This is a genomic window from Dyella sp. 01N36, assembly GCF_056399745.1.
Window position 1 is genome coordinate 1 of the sequence record NZ_JBFTRY010000059.1, and the last position, 19,079, is coordinate 19,079.

At 60.6% G+C, this 19,079-nt stretch carries 10 protein-coding genes; 6 read left to right on the plus strand and 4 right to left on the minus strand.

The features are described from left to right. Both AC1DMG_RS11580 and AC1DMG_RS11585 read right to left on the minus strand, forming a co-directional pair. Positions 1–434, minus strand: a 434-nt coding sequence (locus AC1DMG_RS11580) for an N-acetyltransferase family protein (RefSeq protein WP_477180535.1), incomplete at its 3' end; no start/stop codon positions are given. 123 nt (positions 435–557) lie between these two features. After that, positions 558–1,334, minus strand: coding sequence for a helix-turn-helix domain-containing protein (locus tag AC1DMG_RS11585; RefSeq protein WP_477178649.1), 777 nt, complete (start codon positions 1,332–1,334; stop codon positions 558–560). Positions 1,335–1,590: 256 nt separating this feature from the next. On the opposite strand from AC1DMG_RS11585, the gene AC1DMG_RS11590 reads away from it, so the two are divergent. The 3 genes from AC1DMG_RS11590 to AC1DMG_RS11600 all read left to right on the plus strand — a co-directional run bounded on the left by AC1DMG_RS11590 (position 1,591) and on the right by AC1DMG_RS11600 (position 3,664). Next, entirely contained in the window at positions 1,591–2,028 is a 438-nt protein-coding gene (locus AC1DMG_RS11590; RefSeq protein ID WP_477164814.1) for a universal stress protein, read from the plus strand. Between the two features lie 82 nt (positions 2,029–2,110). Then, positions 2,111–2,341, plus strand: coding sequence for a hypothetical protein (locus AC1DMG_RS11595; RefSeq protein ID WP_477164813.1), 231 nt, complete (start codon positions 2,111–2,113; stop codon positions 2,339–2,341). Between the two features lie 576 nt (positions 2,342–2,917). Further along, the gene (locus AC1DMG_RS11600; RefSeq protein ID WP_477178650.1) at positions 2,918–3,664 is read left to right on the plus strand and encodes a hypothetical protein; all 747 of its coding nucleotides are present in this window, start codon (positions 2,918–2,920) and stop codon (positions 3,662–3,664) included. Positions 3,665–3,690: 26 nt separating this feature from the next. On the opposite strand, the gene AC1DMG_RS11605 is transcribed toward AC1DMG_RS11600, so the two are convergent. After that, on the minus strand, positions 3,691–3,939 hold the full coding sequence (locus AC1DMG_RS11605) for a hypothetical protein (RefSeq protein WP_477180536.1): 249 nt from the start codon (positions 3,937–3,939) through the stop codon (positions 3,691–3,693). Positions 3,940–4,546: 607 nt separating this feature from the next. Here AC1DMG_RS11605 and AC1DMG_RS11610 point away from each other — a divergent pair. The 3 genes from AC1DMG_RS11610 (at position 4,547) to AC1DMG_RS11620 (ending at position 8,272) form a co-directional block, all read left to right on the plus strand. Then, positions 4,547–5,926: an APC family permease gene (locus tag AC1DMG_RS11610; protein WP_477178652.1), complete on the plus strand. Its 1,380-nt coding sequence runs from the start codon at positions 4,547–4,549 to the stop codon at positions 5,924–5,926. A gap of 54 nt (positions 5,927–5,980) precedes the next feature. After that, complete coding sequence (locus tag AC1DMG_RS11615; RefSeq protein ID WP_477178653.1) at positions 5,981–6,796, plus strand: GNAT family N-acetyltransferase; 816 nt, start codon at positions 5,981–5,983, stop codon at positions 6,794–6,796. A 507-nt stretch (positions 6,797–7,303) separates the two neighbouring features. Next, positions 7,304–8,272, plus strand: a complete 969-nt coding sequence (locus AC1DMG_RS11620) for a DUF1684 domain-containing protein (protein WP_477178698.1) — start codon at positions 7,304–7,306, stop codon at positions 8,270–8,272. 93 nt (positions 8,273–8,365) lie between these two features. Here the strand turns inward: AC1DMG_RS11620 and AC1DMG_RS11625 are convergent. Continuing rightward, positions 8,366–19,079, minus strand: a 10,714-nt coding sequence (locus tag AC1DMG_RS11625) for an amino acid adenylation domain-containing protein (protein ID WP_477180537.1), incomplete at its 5' end; no start/stop codon positions are given.

Consider the following 19,079-nt stretch of genomic DNA (forward strand, 5'->3'; position numbering starts at 1 on the left):
ATATCGATCAGATGCCGCATGAGCAGGACACCCAGGCCCCTTCCCTGCCAATCGTCGGCGACGGTGACGGCACACTCGCAGTGCCTGGCATCGCTGGTTGCGCTATAGCGACTCACGCCGATCTCACGTAGCTGGCCGTCTTCGTGTACGAGCGCCACAAAGGCCATCCGATCCTGGTAGTCGATGTCCATCAGGCGATCAAGGGTCGCGGTATCGACGTCCCGGAAATCTCCCAGAAAGCGCATCCGCCGCGCCTTGTGAGAAAGGCGTTCGATGAACGCCTGCTCGCGGTCCCGATCTTCCTGTGCAAGAGGCCGGATGAGCACGGGGGTTCCATCCCTCAGAGGCTCGATCCAGTGGTCTCCTTCGAGTGCTTCAAGGAACGGCAGGAACGGCTTGGCGATATCCGCAGGCGAATGAGTCTGGGTAGACATGACGATGACCCCGGCGATGCAGATCGTCCAGCCATGTCCCGTTGACCTTCACGATCGTTGCGTGTTCGGCATCCAGCGCACTATCGTTTTACGCGCTCGCCGGGAGGCTAAAATTGACTGACGTCAATTAGCGGCAGGCTGGAGCGCCTTCTTCGAACCTGAGTCGCTCTGGACAGGGCGGCACAGCTGGTCAAGCAGGTCTGGCCGGAGGATCGTAACGGCCTTCCGACGCACCTCCAGAATGCCGGCCTCCTCAAATCGCGTGAACAGCCGGCTGACTGTCTCGACGACCAGACCCAGGTAGCTGGCAATGTCATGGCGGGACATCGAGAGCATCAGATGGCCGCCATCCCGATGCAGCGCGGTATATCGGTCTGCCAGGCTTTTCAAAAAGATCGCGAGGCGCACCTGTGCCTGCTGCTGGCCCATAGTCACCAAATGCTGGTGCTCCTGAACCACTTCGCGACTGATCACGCGAAGTAGCTGCCGCTGCAGTGCCGGAATCTCGCGAGTGACGTGCTCCAACTGCGCGAAAGGCAGCTCACAGATGCTCGTTCTCTCCAGGGCCTCGGCCTGGCTCGCGTGGCGACCGGAGGCAAGAGCATCGACACCCACGATCTCGCCAGGCAAATGAAAACCGATGACCTGCTGCGTCGCATCCTCACCCAACACGAAGGTCTTGAGCGTCCCGGACCGGACTACAAACAGCGAGTGAAAGGCGTCTCCTGCCCTGTACAGCGCACGCCCTCGTTCAAGAACGCGCTTGTCTCGCACGGTGGCGTCCAGGCGGGCGAGATCATCGCCGCTGATACCTGCAGGCAAACACAGTTCCTGAAGCCCGCAGCTGGCGCAGCTTCGACGGAGCTGGCTGATATCGATCAAATCGGCGACAGGCGGCATATGGCCCGTCCCTCAAGGTCTGGGCGTGTGATTCGATGCTAACACGGGCCAGCGATCCGGGCGGTCCGAGCGCTCTTGTGACGATATGACGATGGCCTCAGGCATCAGCACCACAGCATCGCCGCAATTGACTGGCGTCAAAAACCCCATGGGTGCCAGGAGACAAAGTGTGCGTGCAATCTCGGCGGTTGCCCAGGCTCGGATCCTGGCGCCGTGAGAACAAGCACTCCCTCATGCCAGCTCCGGAGCATTCGTCATGTTCAAACGTATTCTGTTGCCCACCGACGGTTCCGATCTTTCACTGCGCGCCGTCGATCTCGGCATCGACCTGGCAAGGCAGCTGGGTGCCACTGTCTTCGTGTTTCATGCCATGGAACCCTTCAGCTCAGTCCCCTATTTCTCGGAAATGATGATTTTTCCGGAGGATGCCTACGAGAAGGAAGTCAACGAGAAAGCAGGCTACTTCCTCGAACAAACAAGGCAGCGAGCAGAGGCCGCGAAGGTACTTTGGGAAGGATCGTTCGAATACGCGCATCGCCCGCATGAAGCCATCGACCGTATCGCTCGCGAGCAGAGGTGCGACCTCATTGTGATGGGTTCCCATGGTCGCTCGGGGATGGATCGCCTGCTACTGGGTAGCGAAACCAACAAACTACTTCTGAGTACGGAAGTGCCTGTCCTTGTGTGTCATTGAGGTCAATTATCGGCCACCAGTGCACTACCCAATGTGGTGGCTATGTCACTGCCCCAGTTCGCTCCTATGGGGCGGGTGCCCCGTGGAAATTGAGCATACTCTCGAGCCTGTCGGCGACCCAATCCTGCTCGTGAGCGGGCGCACCATCGAGAACGGTGTCCGCCTCGCCCGCAAAGGCAGGCCAGAAGTCGGCGGGATCGGGGTGCGCATCGAGCAGGCCTGGAAGGTGGGCCTCAATGCGGTTCAGAGCTTTCTGGAGTTGGGCGCGAGTATCCATGGCGGAAACCTATCCCGCGTCGTTCTCACCGGCTGAGACAGGCAATCCCTGGCGATAGCGTCGACGCGTTGGCCGTGGTGTCACGGGAGCGCTTCGAAACGCCTGCCCGAGAGCATCCACTTGCGAGGCAGGCAGTGGTGGCGGATCAAGGTCGAGTGCCTATGGGGCAAAGCCGGACCTTTCGAAACGCAAGCTTGTCGGGCTGACCAAGGACGCTGCGGAATCCTAGGCGCCTGTGGCTATCACAGTCTCCTATGCGGGCCAGGACGGAACGCCCAAGCCATTCGCGCCCTGATTGTTCGAACAAGACGCATCAGGTCTGGCTTGCTCTTGTCGCCACTCGCTTTCACCAACTCAGCGTTCGTTCTCCGTCCCCAGCTCAAGACGATTTGATCACGTCCCATTTCAGACAATACAGGCCATTTCCGAAGGTTTATGGTGTTCGAAGGGGCGGCCAATTGTGTGTGCGGGACGATACGGCCTCGCTTGCTGCAATGAAGGGATCTGTCCAATCGCAGAGAGCGATCGCCGGCCCAAAGACCGATTCTGCAGCGGCGGCAAAGTCTGTGTTGGTTAAGACCCTGCGATAGCCCCATCACATAAGGAGCCAACATGATCGATCCAGACGCTCTTATGGATAACGAATGCGCCTCTAAATCAAGGCGTGAAGCGATTGGCCAACTCGCTTTCTTCGGCTCCGCGATGGCTATATTGTCTGGGCGGGCTGCGGCCCAGAATGGCGCCGGCTCTGGAAGCTATAGCAACGCCGCGGTCGCTTTGGTAGGCCAGGTCGCTCCTTCGAGTTCTGAGGTTGAGCTCGAAAAAGCGGTTAAAATTGCCCGCGCCATGCGCGCCGGTCCCGCGCAAATCACGCGCGATGCAACCGTGGCGGAAATGGATCATCGCGGCAACATGACCGTGCTTCGTCAGGGTAGCAACGGCTGGGTCTGCACGCCGGGCAATGAGAACAAAGTGGGGGACCCACCCATGTGCGCCGATGCGTTGGCTCTGCAGTGGTTCAACGACATTTTAGCGGGCCGCCCTGCCCCTACCATCAAAACGCCTGGCCTTTGTTACATGCTCTGCGGAGCCACGCAGCACAGCAACGATTCCGTCCTCGACAAGACCAGTCCGGCCATTCCCATTGGGCCGCACTGGATGGTGCTTTGGCCCTTTGATGCCAAGCACTGCGGCCTGCCCACGACTGTCCGAGATGCCGGCGCCTGGATCATGTTCGCCGGCACCCCGTATGCCTATCTTCACATTTGCGGCACGCCGTGGATTGGAAACGAATACACGACGGGTACCGAACCAAGGTGGACGATGCAATACGTCCCAACCAAAACTGCCCCTCGTTAGTTCCACGAGTAGCCTGCTACGCCAGTCTAGTGCTTGAGAACGCCGGCACCCTGCCGAACGTGTTGCCATGAATTGAGGGAGGCAATCTCCTTCTTGTCCGCCTCGGGCACAACGGTGCTTCTCGGCCAACCGCCACCCAGGGCCCGGAAGATGGCCACCGCGGCACTRGCATCGTCCGCATGGAGGATTAGCAATGCCGTGCGAAATTCCTTGCCACTTTCGGTGAGGACATATTCATGGCGTAGCGAAAGAGGCGTCGAAGCGAACAGCTTCACTGCTATCCGAAGGAGCTATCCCGGAGCCTAGCCGACTTCGCCCCGTGGCTGCCCTTGCGCGCATGTTCATGCACGCACTTGCCCGCCTACCTGCTCTTGGACTGCACGACCTGTATCTGTATCGGCGCGCGATCGGTTGTAGACGCCGACCTTACCGAAGGCGAGACACATGGCTCTGCACGCGTGCCCGCTGATAAGAAAGTAAGGTCCGTGCAGGGCTCCCATCGGCGACCATTGCAAGCGCCAATGCCCTGTCCGCTCAGAGAGCTCGTTTTGATATGGGGCACCGGCGGCGATGGAGAAAAGAGCACATGGGACGCAAAAAAATGCGCATGAACCAAAAGTTTGATTCGTGGCACTCACGCTGACGTGATCTATCCATAGGAGCGCTTTGTAGCGGGCCTGCTGCGACTCGAAGGCCATTCATGGTCATCTGATGCCTTAGCCATTTGAAGCATGACCGAACTATAAGAATGAGATCCGGATAGGCGCCTGGCTGATCAAACGGCGCCCTGCCCGCCAGGCTGCAGGTGACGACGCGTCGTCGCCCGGCGCTGGTTCGGGACAACGCGATCCACACTCAAAACCTCACGCCAACGAGCAGTACATGCAGAAACCAGACGCCCTGTTCCCCGCCCCTGTGCAACCGGCGGGATCCTTCCCTATTGATCTAAATCGCTCTCTAAGCTTCGCCGACCTGCTCATCCATGGCCTGATCTTTATCGGCCCGCTCGCTCCCTTCGCCATCTATGGCTACTTGTCCAGCGTCTCTAAGGGCATGGCGGTGCTGGCCTACATCGTCGGCGCGCTGGCAATGTCGTTCACCGCGTACAGCTATAAGCTGCTGTCTGCCGATTTTCCGTTGGCAGGCTCGGTCTACGCCTATGCACGTCGGGCCATCGGTGAGAAGACCGGTTTCGTGGCCGGCTGGATGCTTGTTCTCGATTACCTGCTGATGCCCGCCGTGGTCTACCTGGCCGCCGCCAATGCATTGCATGACATCGTGCCCTCGATACCGCGCTGGAGCATGGTGGTGGGCTTCATCGCCATCGGCACTGTGGTCAATTTCATCGGCGTGGAGGTGACCGCGGCGATGAACAAGATACTCCTTGCGGTGCAGTTGGCGCTCCTGGCGGTTTTCCTCGTGTTGGGTGCGTATGCGCTTTCTCACGGAGCTGGCGCGGGACATTTAACGATGAAACCGTTGTACCGCCCCGAGGCCTTCAGTGTCGGCCTGGTCTTCGCGGCTGTGTCGCTGTCCGCTACTTCGTTCCTGGGGTTCGATGCGATCTCCACCCTCGCCGAAGAGGTGCGGGGAGATAGCCGGCGCATCGTCGGCCGAGCCACGATTGCCTCGCTGCTGCTCGCCGCCGTGCTGTTCGTCGCTCAGACCTGGATCGCGACCGACCTTGCCAACGGCAGGAGCTTCGCCTCACCCGATACGGCAATGTATGAAGTGGCCGCGATCGCCGGCGGCAAGGCTTTCGGCTCGCTCACAGCTTGTTTGTGCGCGGTGATGTTCGGCCTTACTTCGGCGGGCGTGGTGCAGGCCTCCATTTCCAGGCTGTTGTTCGCCATGGCCCGCGACGGGCGGATGCCTGCGTTCATGGCCACGGTGCACCCGAAGTTCAAGACTCCCTACGGCAGCCTGCTGTTTGTGGCGGCAGCGTCCATCGCCATTTCGATGGTCTTCCTCAACCACTTCGATGTGATCGCCATCCTGATCAATTTCGGCGCCATTACGGGCTTCCTCATTCTCCATGTCACGGTGGTGGTTCACTTCGTGGGGCGGCGAGGTTCCCGCGCTTACTTTCGACATCTGGTATGCCCGGCCATGGGCTTCGCCATCCTGGCCTACGTTCTGTACTACATGGAACGGGCCGCCTGGGAAATCGGCTTGTGCTGGCTTGCCGTGGGCGCGATCAGCTACGCCATCTTCCTGCGCAAACGTCCCCCTCTCCGGTCGCCGGCTGTCGAACCGTGCTGAGCTGACACCGCGCGCCTGCAACTTGCCCTTTCCGTGATCGCAAAGACGTACCCCATGTCCAAACCCGACACCATCAAATCCAACGATCAATTCATCGCCCTCAGCACGTTCGTGTGCAGCGCCATACCGGACAGCGAAGTCTTCGACAAGGACGGCATAGCCGTGCGCTGGACGTGCAGCGATCTCATATTTTTCAACGCGGTGTATCTCAACGAAGGTATCGCGGACACCGATGTACTCCGGCAGCGTCTCCGCACCGTGGCGCAATACATGCGCCTGAAGGCGCAACCTGGATTGTTCCTGCTTTGCGAAGACTACGTCGCGGAAGCCGCGCGATCAGACTTGGAGGCCGCCATCGCAGACGCCGGCCTGGCTCCCGTGCTCAACGCGACAGGCATGACGGGTGGACTTTTGCCGTTCGCGCAAGCGACCGAACACCACGGCCTGCACTTCGAGCGCGTCGGTAGCGAGCAAGCCCTCAACCACTTCACCGCGGTCAACGAAGCGGCTTACGCGGCGGCATCCGGTTCGTACTTCGCGGCCTTCCGGCAAAGCATGCCGCTGTGGACGGAGCGTTCCCATTCCTATGTCGCTTTTCACCAAGGCAAACCGGTTTCGACCGCATCGGTGATCGAAAGCAATGGCGAACTCTACCTGGCGCTCGTGGCGACCCACCCTGAGGCGCAACGTCTCGGTTTTGGCGAAGCCATCGTGCGCCACGTCCTGGAGGTTGCCCACCACGCCTCGGGCTTGCGGCAGACCAGCTTGCACGCCACTCAGGCCGGGTTTGCGGTGTACCAGCGCATGGGCTACCGGCCGGTAACACGCTTTCTTGGCTACAGCCTTGGCCAGGCTGCTGCGGTGGATTGAGCCAGCCAGTCGAAAAGCTCTTGGCGGCAGGTGTCGGCCAAGAGCCTTGGTGAAGAGTGGTGATCGATGAAGAATCGATATGTGCGGCTGGCTCCGCTGAGGGAATGCGAATGCCGCGCTGGCTTCTTGGCCTGAATGTAGGCAATGCGCAACGGCTGAAGCATGCCCGAGCGCTTGTCTTGCCCTGCGAACCTTCGCTCCGATAGCGATGGAGGCGCGGAGGTAAGGTCGTACGGCAATTTCGAATTCGTCGCCTTCGCCTCGATCAAGGGTCAACAAAATGAATGTTAACTAAGCACGGTAAGCCTCGATGTGTAACCGTCGGCCTCCACTGCCGAACTCATCTCACTTATGGCGTGAGCAACGCGGCCTGCACTTTCCTTCGGACTGCGCTTGCCTTTACGCCATAAGGCCGGACCGAAAAAGCGGCAGCACATGCGCGTGGAGGCTGATTGCTTAGCTGACACGCCCGTGTTTTCACAATCAAGAACGCAAAGGCTCGTGAATATGATGCGTAAGTTTTCGTCGTGCTTAATTGCTTTGGCAACAGTCTGTGCAACGAGTGGAGTTGCGCAAGCTGCCGTCGATAGCTATCAGCTGGAGATCCAGCAGTGGCAGCAACAACGGATTGAAAAGCTGAAGTCCCCTCAAAGCTGGCTTAGTGTTACCAACTCTGAAGTTGTGCGACCAGGTACAAGCCGCATTGGATCAGGGGCGGACCAAGACATTGTGTTGCCATCGGGCCCGTCGCATCTCGGCGACCTTACTTATGCTGACAATGGCTCTATTAGTCTGGCATTGGTGAATGGCAGCCATGCCACGATCGATCACTCGCCTTCAGGGCAAGGCAGCATCGAACCATTTCATATAAATGGTTTGTATTTTTTTCCCGATGGAACTTTGCAGCTGGATCCCGTGAAAGGCAGCAAGACGCCTACGACGATCCATGCCAGTACGGAAACGCTGAAAATTTATTCCTACGAGGGCGACTATAACAAAGGTGAAAAACGGCTCATTGTTACCGACACCCAGGCTCCAAAGCTCGTCAATTTTAAAGGCCTCGATTATTTCCCGATCGACTCCGGCTGGAAAATCACTGCGGATTGGGAGCCTCTGAAAGAGCCTCGCGAAGTCGACGTGGCTTACATACAAGGCTCCGTTCAAAAAGTCCAGATCAAGAGCAAGGCGGTATTCTTTCGAGATGGAAAGCGTTACGAACTCATGCCCTATATGGAGTCGGACGACGAGGTATTGTTTGTCTTTGCGGACCGCACTTCGGGGAAGGAGACTTATGGCGGCGCGCGCTTCTTGCTGACCCCTGCGGCCAAAGATGGAAAAATCGTCTTGGATTTTAACAAGGCCGTCAATCCTCCTTGCGCGTTCATTCCGTTCCCGAATTGCCCTATAGCAATGCCCGAGAATCGCCTGACGCTGCGTATAAACGCGGGCGAAAAGAAGGTGCGCGAAGATATCTGATTTGCGCTGTGCCGTTGCCTCGGCAGGCGCGCATTAATCGCCTGTCGAGGCCCTTCTTGAGGTGGCGCGTACGCCGCTGCAACAAAAGCCTTCTCAAGAGCGCCGCAGGGAGTTCAGCGCCTGGTCTGCCTTTGCCTGAATCTTGTCCTTTTCAGCTTCGATGACGTCGTCTGCAATCGCGTCGGGGAGAATGTCTTCAAGGCACCGGATCGGTCGATACGAATAGGCTGCCATGCTCCATACAACCACGAAGGCACCCGAGAGCATCAGGATGAGCCCGATGCCACGTCCCGGACCGATGCCGATCATGCCAAAGGTCGAAGCCCATGCACCGCCCTTCACCATCAGTGGCTCGAAGATGCGATCGGCCAACGGTCCGGCCGCCAGATAGCCGAGCGGCACCGTTGCTTCCATCAACATGAAGTTGGTGGCCATCACGCGGCCCTGAAGCTCCTGGCCCACCTTGGCCTGAATCGTGGAGATCCAATGCGCGTTTGCCAGTGCCAGTGCAAAGCCGAAACCGAACATGCCCAGCGCCTGGATCAACATGGCGGGATTGGCGCCCGCGATGGCGATGCACAATCCGGAAAGCAGCACGCTTCCCAAGGCGCCATCGATTCGGCGTCGCGTGCCGCCCCAGATGCTCATCACGGTGCTGCCGGCGAGTATCCCCGCGCCATTCGCGGCCATGACGATGCCCAGTGACGCCGGACCACCTGAAGCGAGCACCAGTGGTGTCACCAGCGATTCGATGAGCCCCGCGACGAAGTTGGCGATGGTGGTCATCAGGATCATCGCGACCAGACTGTGGCGCTTGATGATGTAGCGCCAGCCTCCGATCATTTCCTTGAAGAACGGCTCCTCACGCCGCTCGAACAGGCTGTCGGGAAGGCGCACGGAAAGAAGTGCCGAGACGGCGATCAGGAAGGTTACAAAGTCGGTCACGACGATGCCGTGCAGGCCAATCAGGCCCATCAACGCACCCGCCAAAGCCGGCCCGAGGAAAGCGCCCAACCCGGTACCGAGTTGCACGAAACCGTTGGCCTTGCCGTAATAGCGCTTCGGAACGATCTGGGTGACCACCGACATGTAAGCGGGTAGCCGGAAGGCGTTTGCCACGGCAGTGACGCCAGCAATGACGTACACCTGCCAGATATGCAGGCTACCGGTCCAGATCAGGGCCGCCGCGGTTGCCGTGGAAAGTCCGGCGAGGCAGTTGTTCGCGATCATGATCTTCTTTCTGTCGATACGATCGGCAAGGGTTCCCGCGATGGGAGCAAGCGCGATCGCCGGGAGAATGATGAAGACCATCATCAAGGCGTAGCTTGAAACACGTCCGGTCTGTTGATAGACCCACACCCCTAAAGCGAACGACGTCAGCGTGCTGCCGATCACGGAGATGATCTCGCCGATGGCGACGGTGAAGAAGGTCTTCAGGCTCGGCTTGGCGGTGAGCTTTTCGGTGCGGGCGGACGTTTCGTTGATCGCCGTCTCGGCGACGGGTTCCGGCAGCGAGACGGACTCATCGTGCCGGCGGACAATCCCCGCCTCGATGATCGCCGCCAGATCACCGGCCTGATGCTTGATGAAATAGTGGCCGGCCTTCGGAATCACCGCAAAATCGACGGAGACGCTGAAGTATTCCCACTCACGGTGGCGTTCCTGATACAGGGTGGTGGCGCGGTCCATCTCGCCGATCACGCTGGTCAACGGCGCTTTGAGTTTCGGGAAGGGCGCGTTGTAAAGCGCGGTGTAGAAGTCCTCGATCTCCTGGTGCTCGCGCACGAAGTGGCCCATTACAAAGTCCTGCTGCTCCTTGTCGGTGATCTCATCGAAAAAGCCGAAGGACTTGAGCAGGTCGAAGGCGGAACGGTTGGAGCTCCACTTGTGGATTGGGAACACCTTGCGGAGAAACTCGAATACCTTTCCGGCCAGGTGCGGTGTCGGGAAATGGCCGCCGATGAAAAGCCGGGAGATCTCCACGCCTGCTTTTTCCAGCTCTGCCGCGATGGCGATCGTCAACGCGCCGCCGGCGCAATGCCCGTAGAAGGCGATGGGGCCGGTGACGTCGCGGCGTATTTCCTCGGCGCATCGCCGGGCGATCTCGTCGATGGGCAATGTCTGCTCATCGCGTCGACCGAAATCGTGGCCCGGTATTTCCAAGGCCAACACCTTGCAGCCGTGCGGCATGGCCTTGGCCAGTGGTTGATACGAGATCGGCCCGCCACCGGGGAACGGAATGCAGATGAGCGTGAGTGTCTTCTGCTCCGCGGGAATGGGTCGGGTGAGTTCGTGCAGCAATCCATCGGACGTCGCCCTTCCCCCGGCGATACGTTCGGCGAGTTGCCGCACGGTGGGGTATTTGAAAAGCTCCGTTACGCCGATGCCATGGCCGATCCGCCCGACCACGCGAAACGCCTTGAAGGACTCGCCGCCGAGGTCGAAGAAATTGTCGTCGATGCCAATCTTCGGAATGCCGAGAACCTCGGACCATATCTGCGCAATACGGGCCTCGAGTTCGTTTCGTGGCGCCACGAAGTCGGACTCCGCACGCACAGGCGCAAGATCGGGAGCAGGCAGCGACTTGCGATCGAGCTTCCCATTGGCCAGCAAGGGAAGCGCCTCCATCCAGACGAATGCCTGGGGAACCATGTGCTTGGGCAGGCTGGTGGAGAGGTGGGCCCTGAGCTCCTCTGCCTTGAAGGCTTCCGGCCCGACATAGTAGGCAACGAGGGCCTTGTCACCGGCAGCGTCCTCGCGCGCAAGCACGACAGCCTCCCGAATTCCCGCATGTTCGGTCAGCTTGGTTTCGATCTCGCCCAGCTCGATGCGGAAACCGCGGAACTTCACCTGATGGTCGTTGCGTCCAAGAAACTCAATGTTGCCATCAGGCATCCAGCGAGCGAGATCACCGGTACGGTACATGCGCGCACCCATCGCGCCTCCGAACGGATCGGGCACGAAACGTTCGGCCGTCAGTTCGGGACGGTTGACGTAGCCGCGCGCCACACCTGCCCCGCCGATGTAGAGCTCGCCGGCCACGCCCACAGGCACCGGCTGGCGGTGTGCATCGAGAATATATGTCTGCGTGTTGGCAATGGGCCGACCAATCGGTGCGTTGCGATGGAGATCCTTCATCGGTGCATAGGCGCTGGAGAACACAGTGGCTTCGGTGGGACCGTAGCCGTTGACGATCCTTATGCCCTGCCCCGGCTTCGCTGATTGAATCCGGTACAACTGGGATTCAAGCAGCGGTTCGACACCCACCAAAAGATAGTCGAAGGGGAGTGCCGTTCCGGAGCTCGCCATGAGCTCATCCAACTGGCGCACAAAGAACGGCGGCAGATAGGCGAAGCTGATGTGATGCTCTGCGAACCAATCGAACAAGCGCGTCGGCTCGCCTCGAATATCGTCGGGTACGATATTCACCGTCGCACCGACAGACAGCGGGACGAACAGCTCGAACACCGAAACGTCGAAGCTGAAACTCGTCCACAGTGACGCATGCAAAGGCTTGGTCGTTCCGACGTCGGCGAACCGGCGCAGGCAATCGGCCAATAGATTGATGACATTGCGATGCTCGACCATGACGCCCTTGGGCGTCCCCGTGGATCCGGACGTATAGATCACGTAGGCCAGCCGCGACGCGTCGAGCCCCGCTCCGCTTGTTTCAGGATTCGTGTCGGGTTGATCCGCAAAGGCCAGGGCCAGGTCGAGCACGGGAGTTCCATCAGTCACCGCGCCCGCCACCGACTCCGGCAGATCGCCCAGCGTCAGCAGCGCCATTGGCGCGCTGTCGGCGAGGATGTGCCTGAGCTGTTGCTCCGGGTAGGTCGGGTCCATCGCCACATAGGCAGCGCCGGACTTGAGCACGCCCATGAGCCCCACCAGCATGTCCAGGCTCCGTTCCAGACAGATCGCCACGCGGTCGTCCGGCTTGACGCCCATCGATCTGAGCTGATGGGCAAGTCGATTCGCCCTGCGGTTGAGTTCCGCGTAGGTAAGGCTCTGTCCGTTGAACGCGATTGCCGTGGCTTCCGGCGTGCGCGACACCTGGTCTTCAAAGAGCTCGTGCACGCAGCGGGTGCTCGGATACGGTTGTTCCGTGGCATTCCACGTTTGCGTGACTAGCCTTTGCTCGGTCTCCGCAAGCATGGGGATGGAGCCGATGGCTTGCGCATCGCCCGAAACCATGCCTTCCAGAAGTGCCTGGTAGTAGCCGGCTATCCGCTCGACGGTCTCGTGCGCGAACAGTGCGGTCGAATATTCCAGTGCGCCTTCGAACTCACCATGGGACTCGCGCAGCGTTAGGGACAGGTCGAACTTCGCGACGTTGTAGCTCGTGCCATCGAAGGGCTCGCACGTCACACCCGGCAGATGGGGGCGTAGCCCAACATCGTCTTCCCAGGAAAACGCGACCTGGAACAGCGGGCTGTGCGCGACATTGCGAACGGGGTTCAGCAACTCCACCACCTGCTCGAACGGCAGGTCCTGGTTCTCCTGCGCACCCAGCGAACAGACCTTCACCCTTTCCAGAAATCCAGCGACGGTAGGATCGCCCGAGAGATCCAACCGCAGCGCGAGGGTGTTCACGAAGAAGCCGATAAGGCCTTCGATCTCCGCGCGACCGCGATTGGCTGCTGGCGTGCCTATGACAACATCGTCCTGCCCGGAGAGCCGGGAAAGGAGAGCTGCCCAGCCGGCAAGCAGCGTCATGAAGGGCGTCGTCCCGTGACGCAGGCCCAAGGCCTTCAAGGCCTTGGTCACCGTGCCATTCACCACCAGCGGCACGGTTCCGCCCGCGTAGCTCTGCTCTGCCGGTCGCGGGTGATCGATCGGCAGCGTCACGAGTTCCGGTGCGCCGAGCAGGGACGTTTTCCAGTACGCCTCCTGCTTCTTCAGCAGCTCGCCCGACAGCCACTGCCGCTGCCACACCGCGTAATCGGTGTAGTGCAGCTCCAATGGCGGGAGCGGATCGTCTTCGCCCTTCGCGTACGCTTCGTAGAGCTTGCCAAGTTCACCGACGAACACACCCATCGACCAGCCGTCGGAGACGATGTGATGCATGGTGATGAGGAGTGCATGGCAATCGTCCGCCTCGCGTATCAGCAGGCCGCGAATCAGCGGACCATGTTCGAGGTCGAAGGGAGCGGCAATGTCGGCGTCTGCCAGGCGAACGGCTTCTTCYGGGCTCGCCGCCGTTCTTTCCACCAGCGCGAACGCGTTCTCGCTTGCGGGTGCAATCCRCTGTTTCGGCTCTCCATCGATATGGACGAACGTGGTGCGAAGCGACTCGTGACGCGCCACGATGCGTTCGAGTGCGCGATGGAGCGCCCGTACATCGAGGGAGCCTCGAAGTTTCAATCCGTAGGGCACGTGGTAGGCCGCGGCTGCGCCATCCATCTGCGCCAGGAACCACTGCCGACGCTGCGCAAAGGACGTAGGCAGCAGCTCCCCGCGATCGATTCTCGTCACGGCGGGAAGCTGGGCGGGCGCCGCCTCGGCCACGAAGGCGGCAAATTCCGCGAGCGTCGGTCGGGCAAAAATAGCGCTGATGGGCACATCGACATGGAGCTTGTCACGCAGCCGCGACATGAGCCTGGCGGTCAGGAGGGAATGCCCGCCCAGCTCGAAGAAGCCATCGTGCCTTCCGATCCGCTCGACCTTCAGGAGCTCCGACCAGATGCCCGCGATGACCGTTTCGAACTTGCCCCGAGGGGCTTCGTATTCGCGTGAGGCGTAATCGTTTCCTTCCGGTGCGAGCAAAGCTTTCCGGTCCAGCTTGCCGTTGGGATCGAGCGGCAACGCGTCCATTCGAATGAAGGCCACGGGAATCATGTAGCCGGGCAAACGTTCGGACAGATGGTCCCTGAGTGCGTCGGCTTTCAGCTCCGTCGCGCCGACATAGTACGCAACGAGACGCTTATCGCCAGGCACGTCCTCGCGCGCCAGCACGGCCGCTTCTGACACGTGGAGATATTCGCGCAGCCGGGCTTCGACTTCACCGAGCTCGATGCGGAAGCCGCGAATCTTCACCTGGAAATCGTTGCGCCCGAGGAAGTCGATGATGCCGTCCTGACGCCAGCGGGCCAGATCGCCGGTCCGGTACATCCGCGCGTTCGGTTCGCTGTTGAACGGGTCGTCGACAAAGCGCTCGGCGGTCAGCTCCGCCCGATTCAGATACCCCCGCGCCACGCCCGCGCCGCCGATGTACAACTCGCCGGCGACGCCGACGGGCACTGGCTGCTGGTGTGCATCGAGGATGTAGATGCGCGTATTCAACATCGGGCGGCCTATCGGCGGTGAGCCGATGACGTCGGATGGGCAGGCATAAAGGGAAGCGACCACGGTTATCTCCGTGGGCCCATACGCGTTGACCAGGCGCCTCCCTGCAGCCCACCGGCGGGCAACGTCCTCCGTCAGCGTGTCGCCACCAACAACGAGCAGCTGGAGCGTCTCGAGATTTTCCTCTGCCGGCATGGCAGCCAGCACGGCGGGCGGAAGGAGCGCGTGCGTAACGCCAGCCGCATGGATGGTCTGGATCAGGCTTTCCGCGGTCAGCGGGATATCTGATGCCGGAATGACGAGCGTCGCTCCGCTGCAAAACGCGAGGAGCATTTCGAAAACACAGGCATCGAAACTGAAAGACGCAAATTGCAGGACCCGGCTACCCTGCCCTGTCTCGAAATGTGAGATCTGCGCGGCGGCCAGATGGCAGGCATTGCGGTGTTCCACCATCACGCCCTTGGGGTTTCCCGTGGACCCGGACGTGTAGATCACGTAAGCGAGGTTCGTCGACGAGAGCCCGACATCGGCGATGGGCAGATCGGTCGCGGCACACTCTTGCACCGTGTCGAGATCCATCACCGGCACGTTGCCCGCGATGTCAGGGCATGCACCCTTCACCAGCAGCATCACGGGTGCACTGTCTTCCACGATGTAACGCTGGCGCTGCCGGGGGTAGTGAGGATCGATCGGCACGTAGGCGCCGCCGGCCTTGAGGATGCCAAGCACCGCGACCACCATCTCGAAGCCGCGCTCGATGCAGACGGCCACGCGGTCGTCGGGTTTCACGCCCAGGGCGCGCAACCGACGCGCCACCTTGTTCGCGGCAAGGTTCAACTCCGCGTAGCTCAGCGATGCCTTGCCAAACTCCAGCGCGGCAGCGGCCGGAACACGCCTGGCCTGATCTTCGAACAGCTCATGGATGCACCGGTCGCGAGGGTAAGGCGCGTCCGTTGCATTCCATGTCTCCACGACCAGGGCGCGCGCATTCCCGGACAGCATCGGAATACGCGTAACGCCCGAGCCATCGTCCGCAGCCATTCCTTCCAGCAGTGCTCGATAGCAGCTGGCGATGCGTTCTATCGTCGCCGGTTCGAACAGGCTCGTCGCGTACTCGAGACTCGCGACCATCCCGGCTTCGGATTCCTTGATCGACAACGTCAGGTCGAATTTGGAAACGAGGTAATCCGTGTGCCGGCGTGGCGCCGGGCGGAGGCCTGAAAATTCCAGAACCTCCTTGCCGTCCTTTTCCCAGGTGAACATGACCTGGAAAAGTGGGTTGTACGCGAGGGATCGCGTCGGGTTCGCTTGTTCAACGACCTGTTCGAAAGGCAGGTCCTGATTTTCCTGGGCCTCCAGCGTGCGCGCCTTGACCCATCGCAGGCATTGGGCAACCGTCGGATCACCCGCGAGATTGAGCCGCAATGCCAGCGTGTTGACGAAAAAGCCGATGAGTCCTTCGGTTTCCGCACGTCCACGGTTTGCTGTCGGCGTGCCCACGACCACATCGTCCTGCCCGGAAAACCGGGACAACAGGATCGCCCAGCCAGCCAGCAGCGTCATGAACATGGTGGTGCCATGGCGGGCACTCAACTCACGCAACGATTCCGTAAGTGCCTCGTCCAGCGCGAACGACATGGTGCGGCCCGCGTAGTTCTGCTCCGGTGGCCGTGGATGATCGATCGGAAAGGAAAGGAGTTCCGGCGCGCCGGCGAGTGCGTTTTTCCAATGGGCCGCCTGGGCCTCCAGCAAGCGGTCCGAAATACAGGCTTCCTGCCAGACCGCATAGTCGGCGTACTGCACTGCCAAGGCGGGCAGCGGATCGGGCTGGTCCTTGACGTATGCGTTATAGAGCGAGCTCAGTTCCTGGGCGAATATACCCATCGACCATCCGTCCGAGACGATGTGATGCATCGTGATCAGGAGCGTGTGGAGATCGTCCGCTTCGCGCAGCAGTCGTCCGCGAACCGGAAGCTCCCGCTCCAGATCGAAGCAAGTGAGTTCTTCTTCCTTTGCCAGCCTGACTATCTCGTCCGGCGTCGTAGCGTCGCTTTCGGCCAATGGAAAGCGATGCTCGTCCATCGATTCGATGTGCTGGACCGGTTCACCGTCAAGCAAGGGGAACGTCGTGCGCAGCGCTTCGTGCCGCGCAATGATTCGATCCAGCGCATTGCGTAGTGCCTGCCTGTCGAGCGCGCCCTGCAACCTCAATTCGTAGGAGATGTGATAAGCCGCACTTGCGCCTTCCATCTGCGCCAGAAACCACAGGCGCCGCTGAGCGTACGAGAGCGGGAGTTTGCCGTGACGATCCGCCTTTGTCACCGGCGGAAGGCGATCCGGGGCAGCGCTCGCCACCCGTAGCGCGAAGTCGGCCAGTACCGGGGCGGAGAAGAGTGCGTTCAATGGCACGTCGACGTTCAGCGCCGTGCGCAACCGCGAGATCACCTGCACGATCAGCAGCGAGTGACCGCCCAAGGCAAAAAAGTTGTCGCGGCGCCCAATGGTCTCCACTTTGAGAAGCGACGACCAAATGGATGCAATGATGGTTTCGATCTCACCAACGGGGGCCTCGTATTCGCTGGTGGCGTACGCATTCGCCTCCGGCGCCGGAAGAGCCCGCAGGTTAAGCTTGCCGTTGGGCGTCAACGGCAGCGCCTGCAGATGCACATAGGCCGCAGGCACCATGTATTCGGGCAATCGACGCGAGAGGTGATTGCGCCATTCCTCGGCAGCGAATTCTCCGCCCGCTACCACGTAAGCCACCAACTGCGGTTCGCCCGCCCTGCCCTCGCGGGCGACAACGGCGGCCTCCCGGACAGCAGGATGCTCCAGCAGCCTTGTCTGGACTTCGCCAAGCTCAATGCGGAATCCGCGGATCTTCACCTGGAAATCGTTGCGACCCATGAACTCGACGGTGCCGTCGGGAAGCCATCGACCCATGTCGCCCGTCTTGTACATCCGCGCCGCAGGATCGTCGCCGAACGGATCGACGACGAATTGTTCCACGGTCAGCTCGGGGCGATTCAGATAGCCGCGCGCCACGCCGGCGCCACCGATGTGAATTTGACCAGCCACGCCCACGGGCACGGGCTTTTGATGCGCATCGAGGATGTATATCCGCGCACTGGCGATCGGTCGGCCAATGGGTACGTTGGCGGCCGTGTCGCTCGCCTGGCACGGATGCATCGTGGCCCAAACGGTACCTTCGGTCGGCCCGTATTCATTGAACAGAGCGACCCGTGGTTGCTGTATGGCCGACTTCGCCACCAGTACCGCAGAGCAGGCTTCACCCGCGACGATCACCTTGCCCAGGGTCGTATCTTGATGCCGGGGACCCTGGAATTCGAGGTAATTTCCATAGAGCGAGGGAACACACAGAAGCGTGTCGATCTTTTGGTGATGAAGAACCTCGTCAAGTTGCGAGGGGTCGCGTATCGCCGACTGGTCCGCCACGACAAGCGTGCCCCCGTTGGTGAGCGTGCCGAAGATTCCCGCCACCGAACTGTCGAAATAGATGGGTGAAACCAGCAGAAAACGCCCTGTGTTCCCATAGGCGGCGTGCCTGGCGCGCGTCGAAGCGACAAGGTTGCGATGTTCGATCATCACGCCCTTGGGCTTGCCCGTTGAACCCGACGTGTAGATCACGTAGGCCAGGTCGTGCGGCGTCAGGCCGATCTCGACTGGGTCGAGGTTCGCATCAGGCTGGTCTGGGTAAGAGAGGGACAAGTCCAGTACGCGAAGGCCAGCGGCCAGCTCGGCCTCCAGGCCTGCGGGCGTATCTCCCAGCGTCAGCAGCGCGGCAGGCGCACTGTCGGCCAGCATGTGGCGCAGGCGCTCTACGGGAAGCGCGGGATCGAGCGGAACATACGCGCCACCCGCTTTGAGCACCGCCAGCGGCGCCACGACCATCTCGAGGCTTCGCTCCGCGCAGATCGCCACCAGGCTGTTTGGCCTCACGCCCAGCGCGCGAAGTCGATGCGCCAGCCGATTGGCCCGTGCATTCAGGGCCGCATAGGTAAGCGCCTGATCCTTGTACACCGCAGCCATGGCATCGGGTGTCTTGCGCACTTGCTGCTCAAACAGCTCATGAATGCAAATTTCGTCGACGGGAGGAAGATCACTTGCGTTCCATGCCTGCACCACGGTGTGGTGCTCAGCCTCGGAAAGAATGGAAATGTCCGCAACGGGCCTGGCATCGTTGAGCGTCATGCCCGCAAGCAGCGTCCGGAAATACCCGATCATCCGTTCCACGGTTTCCCGCTCGAACAGCGCCGTTGAATATTCCAGCTCGCCTTTGAGGCCTGCGCGCGTTTCCCTCATCGTGAGAATGAGGTCGAACTGCGCCGACTGATGGGCAATTTCAACCGACGACACTTCGCTCAAGCCAGGAAAGTCGAGCAGGAGGCCGTCGTCGTTTTCCCATGCGAACATCACCTGAAACAGCGGACTGTACGCAAGACTTCGTGCTGGATTGATCTGCTCCACCACGTGCTCGAAAGGAATGTCCTGATTTTCCTGCGCC

Bases quoted from the DNA above. Each gene is read 5' to 3' on its own strand.
- AC1DMG_RS11615 (WP_477178653.1), top strand. From the start codon at position 5,981: ATGTCCAAACCCGACACCATCAAATCCAACGATCAATTCATCGCCCTC.
- AC1DMG_RS11590 (WP_477164814.1), top strand. From the start codon at position 1,591: ATGTTCAAACGTATTCTGTTGCCCACCGACGGTTCCGATCTTTCACTG.
- AC1DMG_RS11600 (WP_477178650.1), top strand. From the start codon at position 2,918: ATGATCGATCCAGACGCTCTTATGGATAACGAATGCGCCTCTAAATCA.
- AC1DMG_RS11620 (WP_477178698.1), top strand. From the start codon at position 7,304: ATGATGCGTAAGTTTTCGTCGTGCTTAATTGCTTTGGCAACAGTCTGT.
- AC1DMG_RS11610 (WP_477178652.1), top strand. From the start codon at position 4,547: ATGCAGAAACCAGACGCCCTGTTCCCCGCCCCTGTGCAACCGGCGGGA.
- AC1DMG_RS11585 (WP_477178649.1), bottom strand. From the start codon at position 1,334: ATGCCGCCTGTCGCCGATTTGATCGATATCAGCCAGCTCCGTCGAAGC.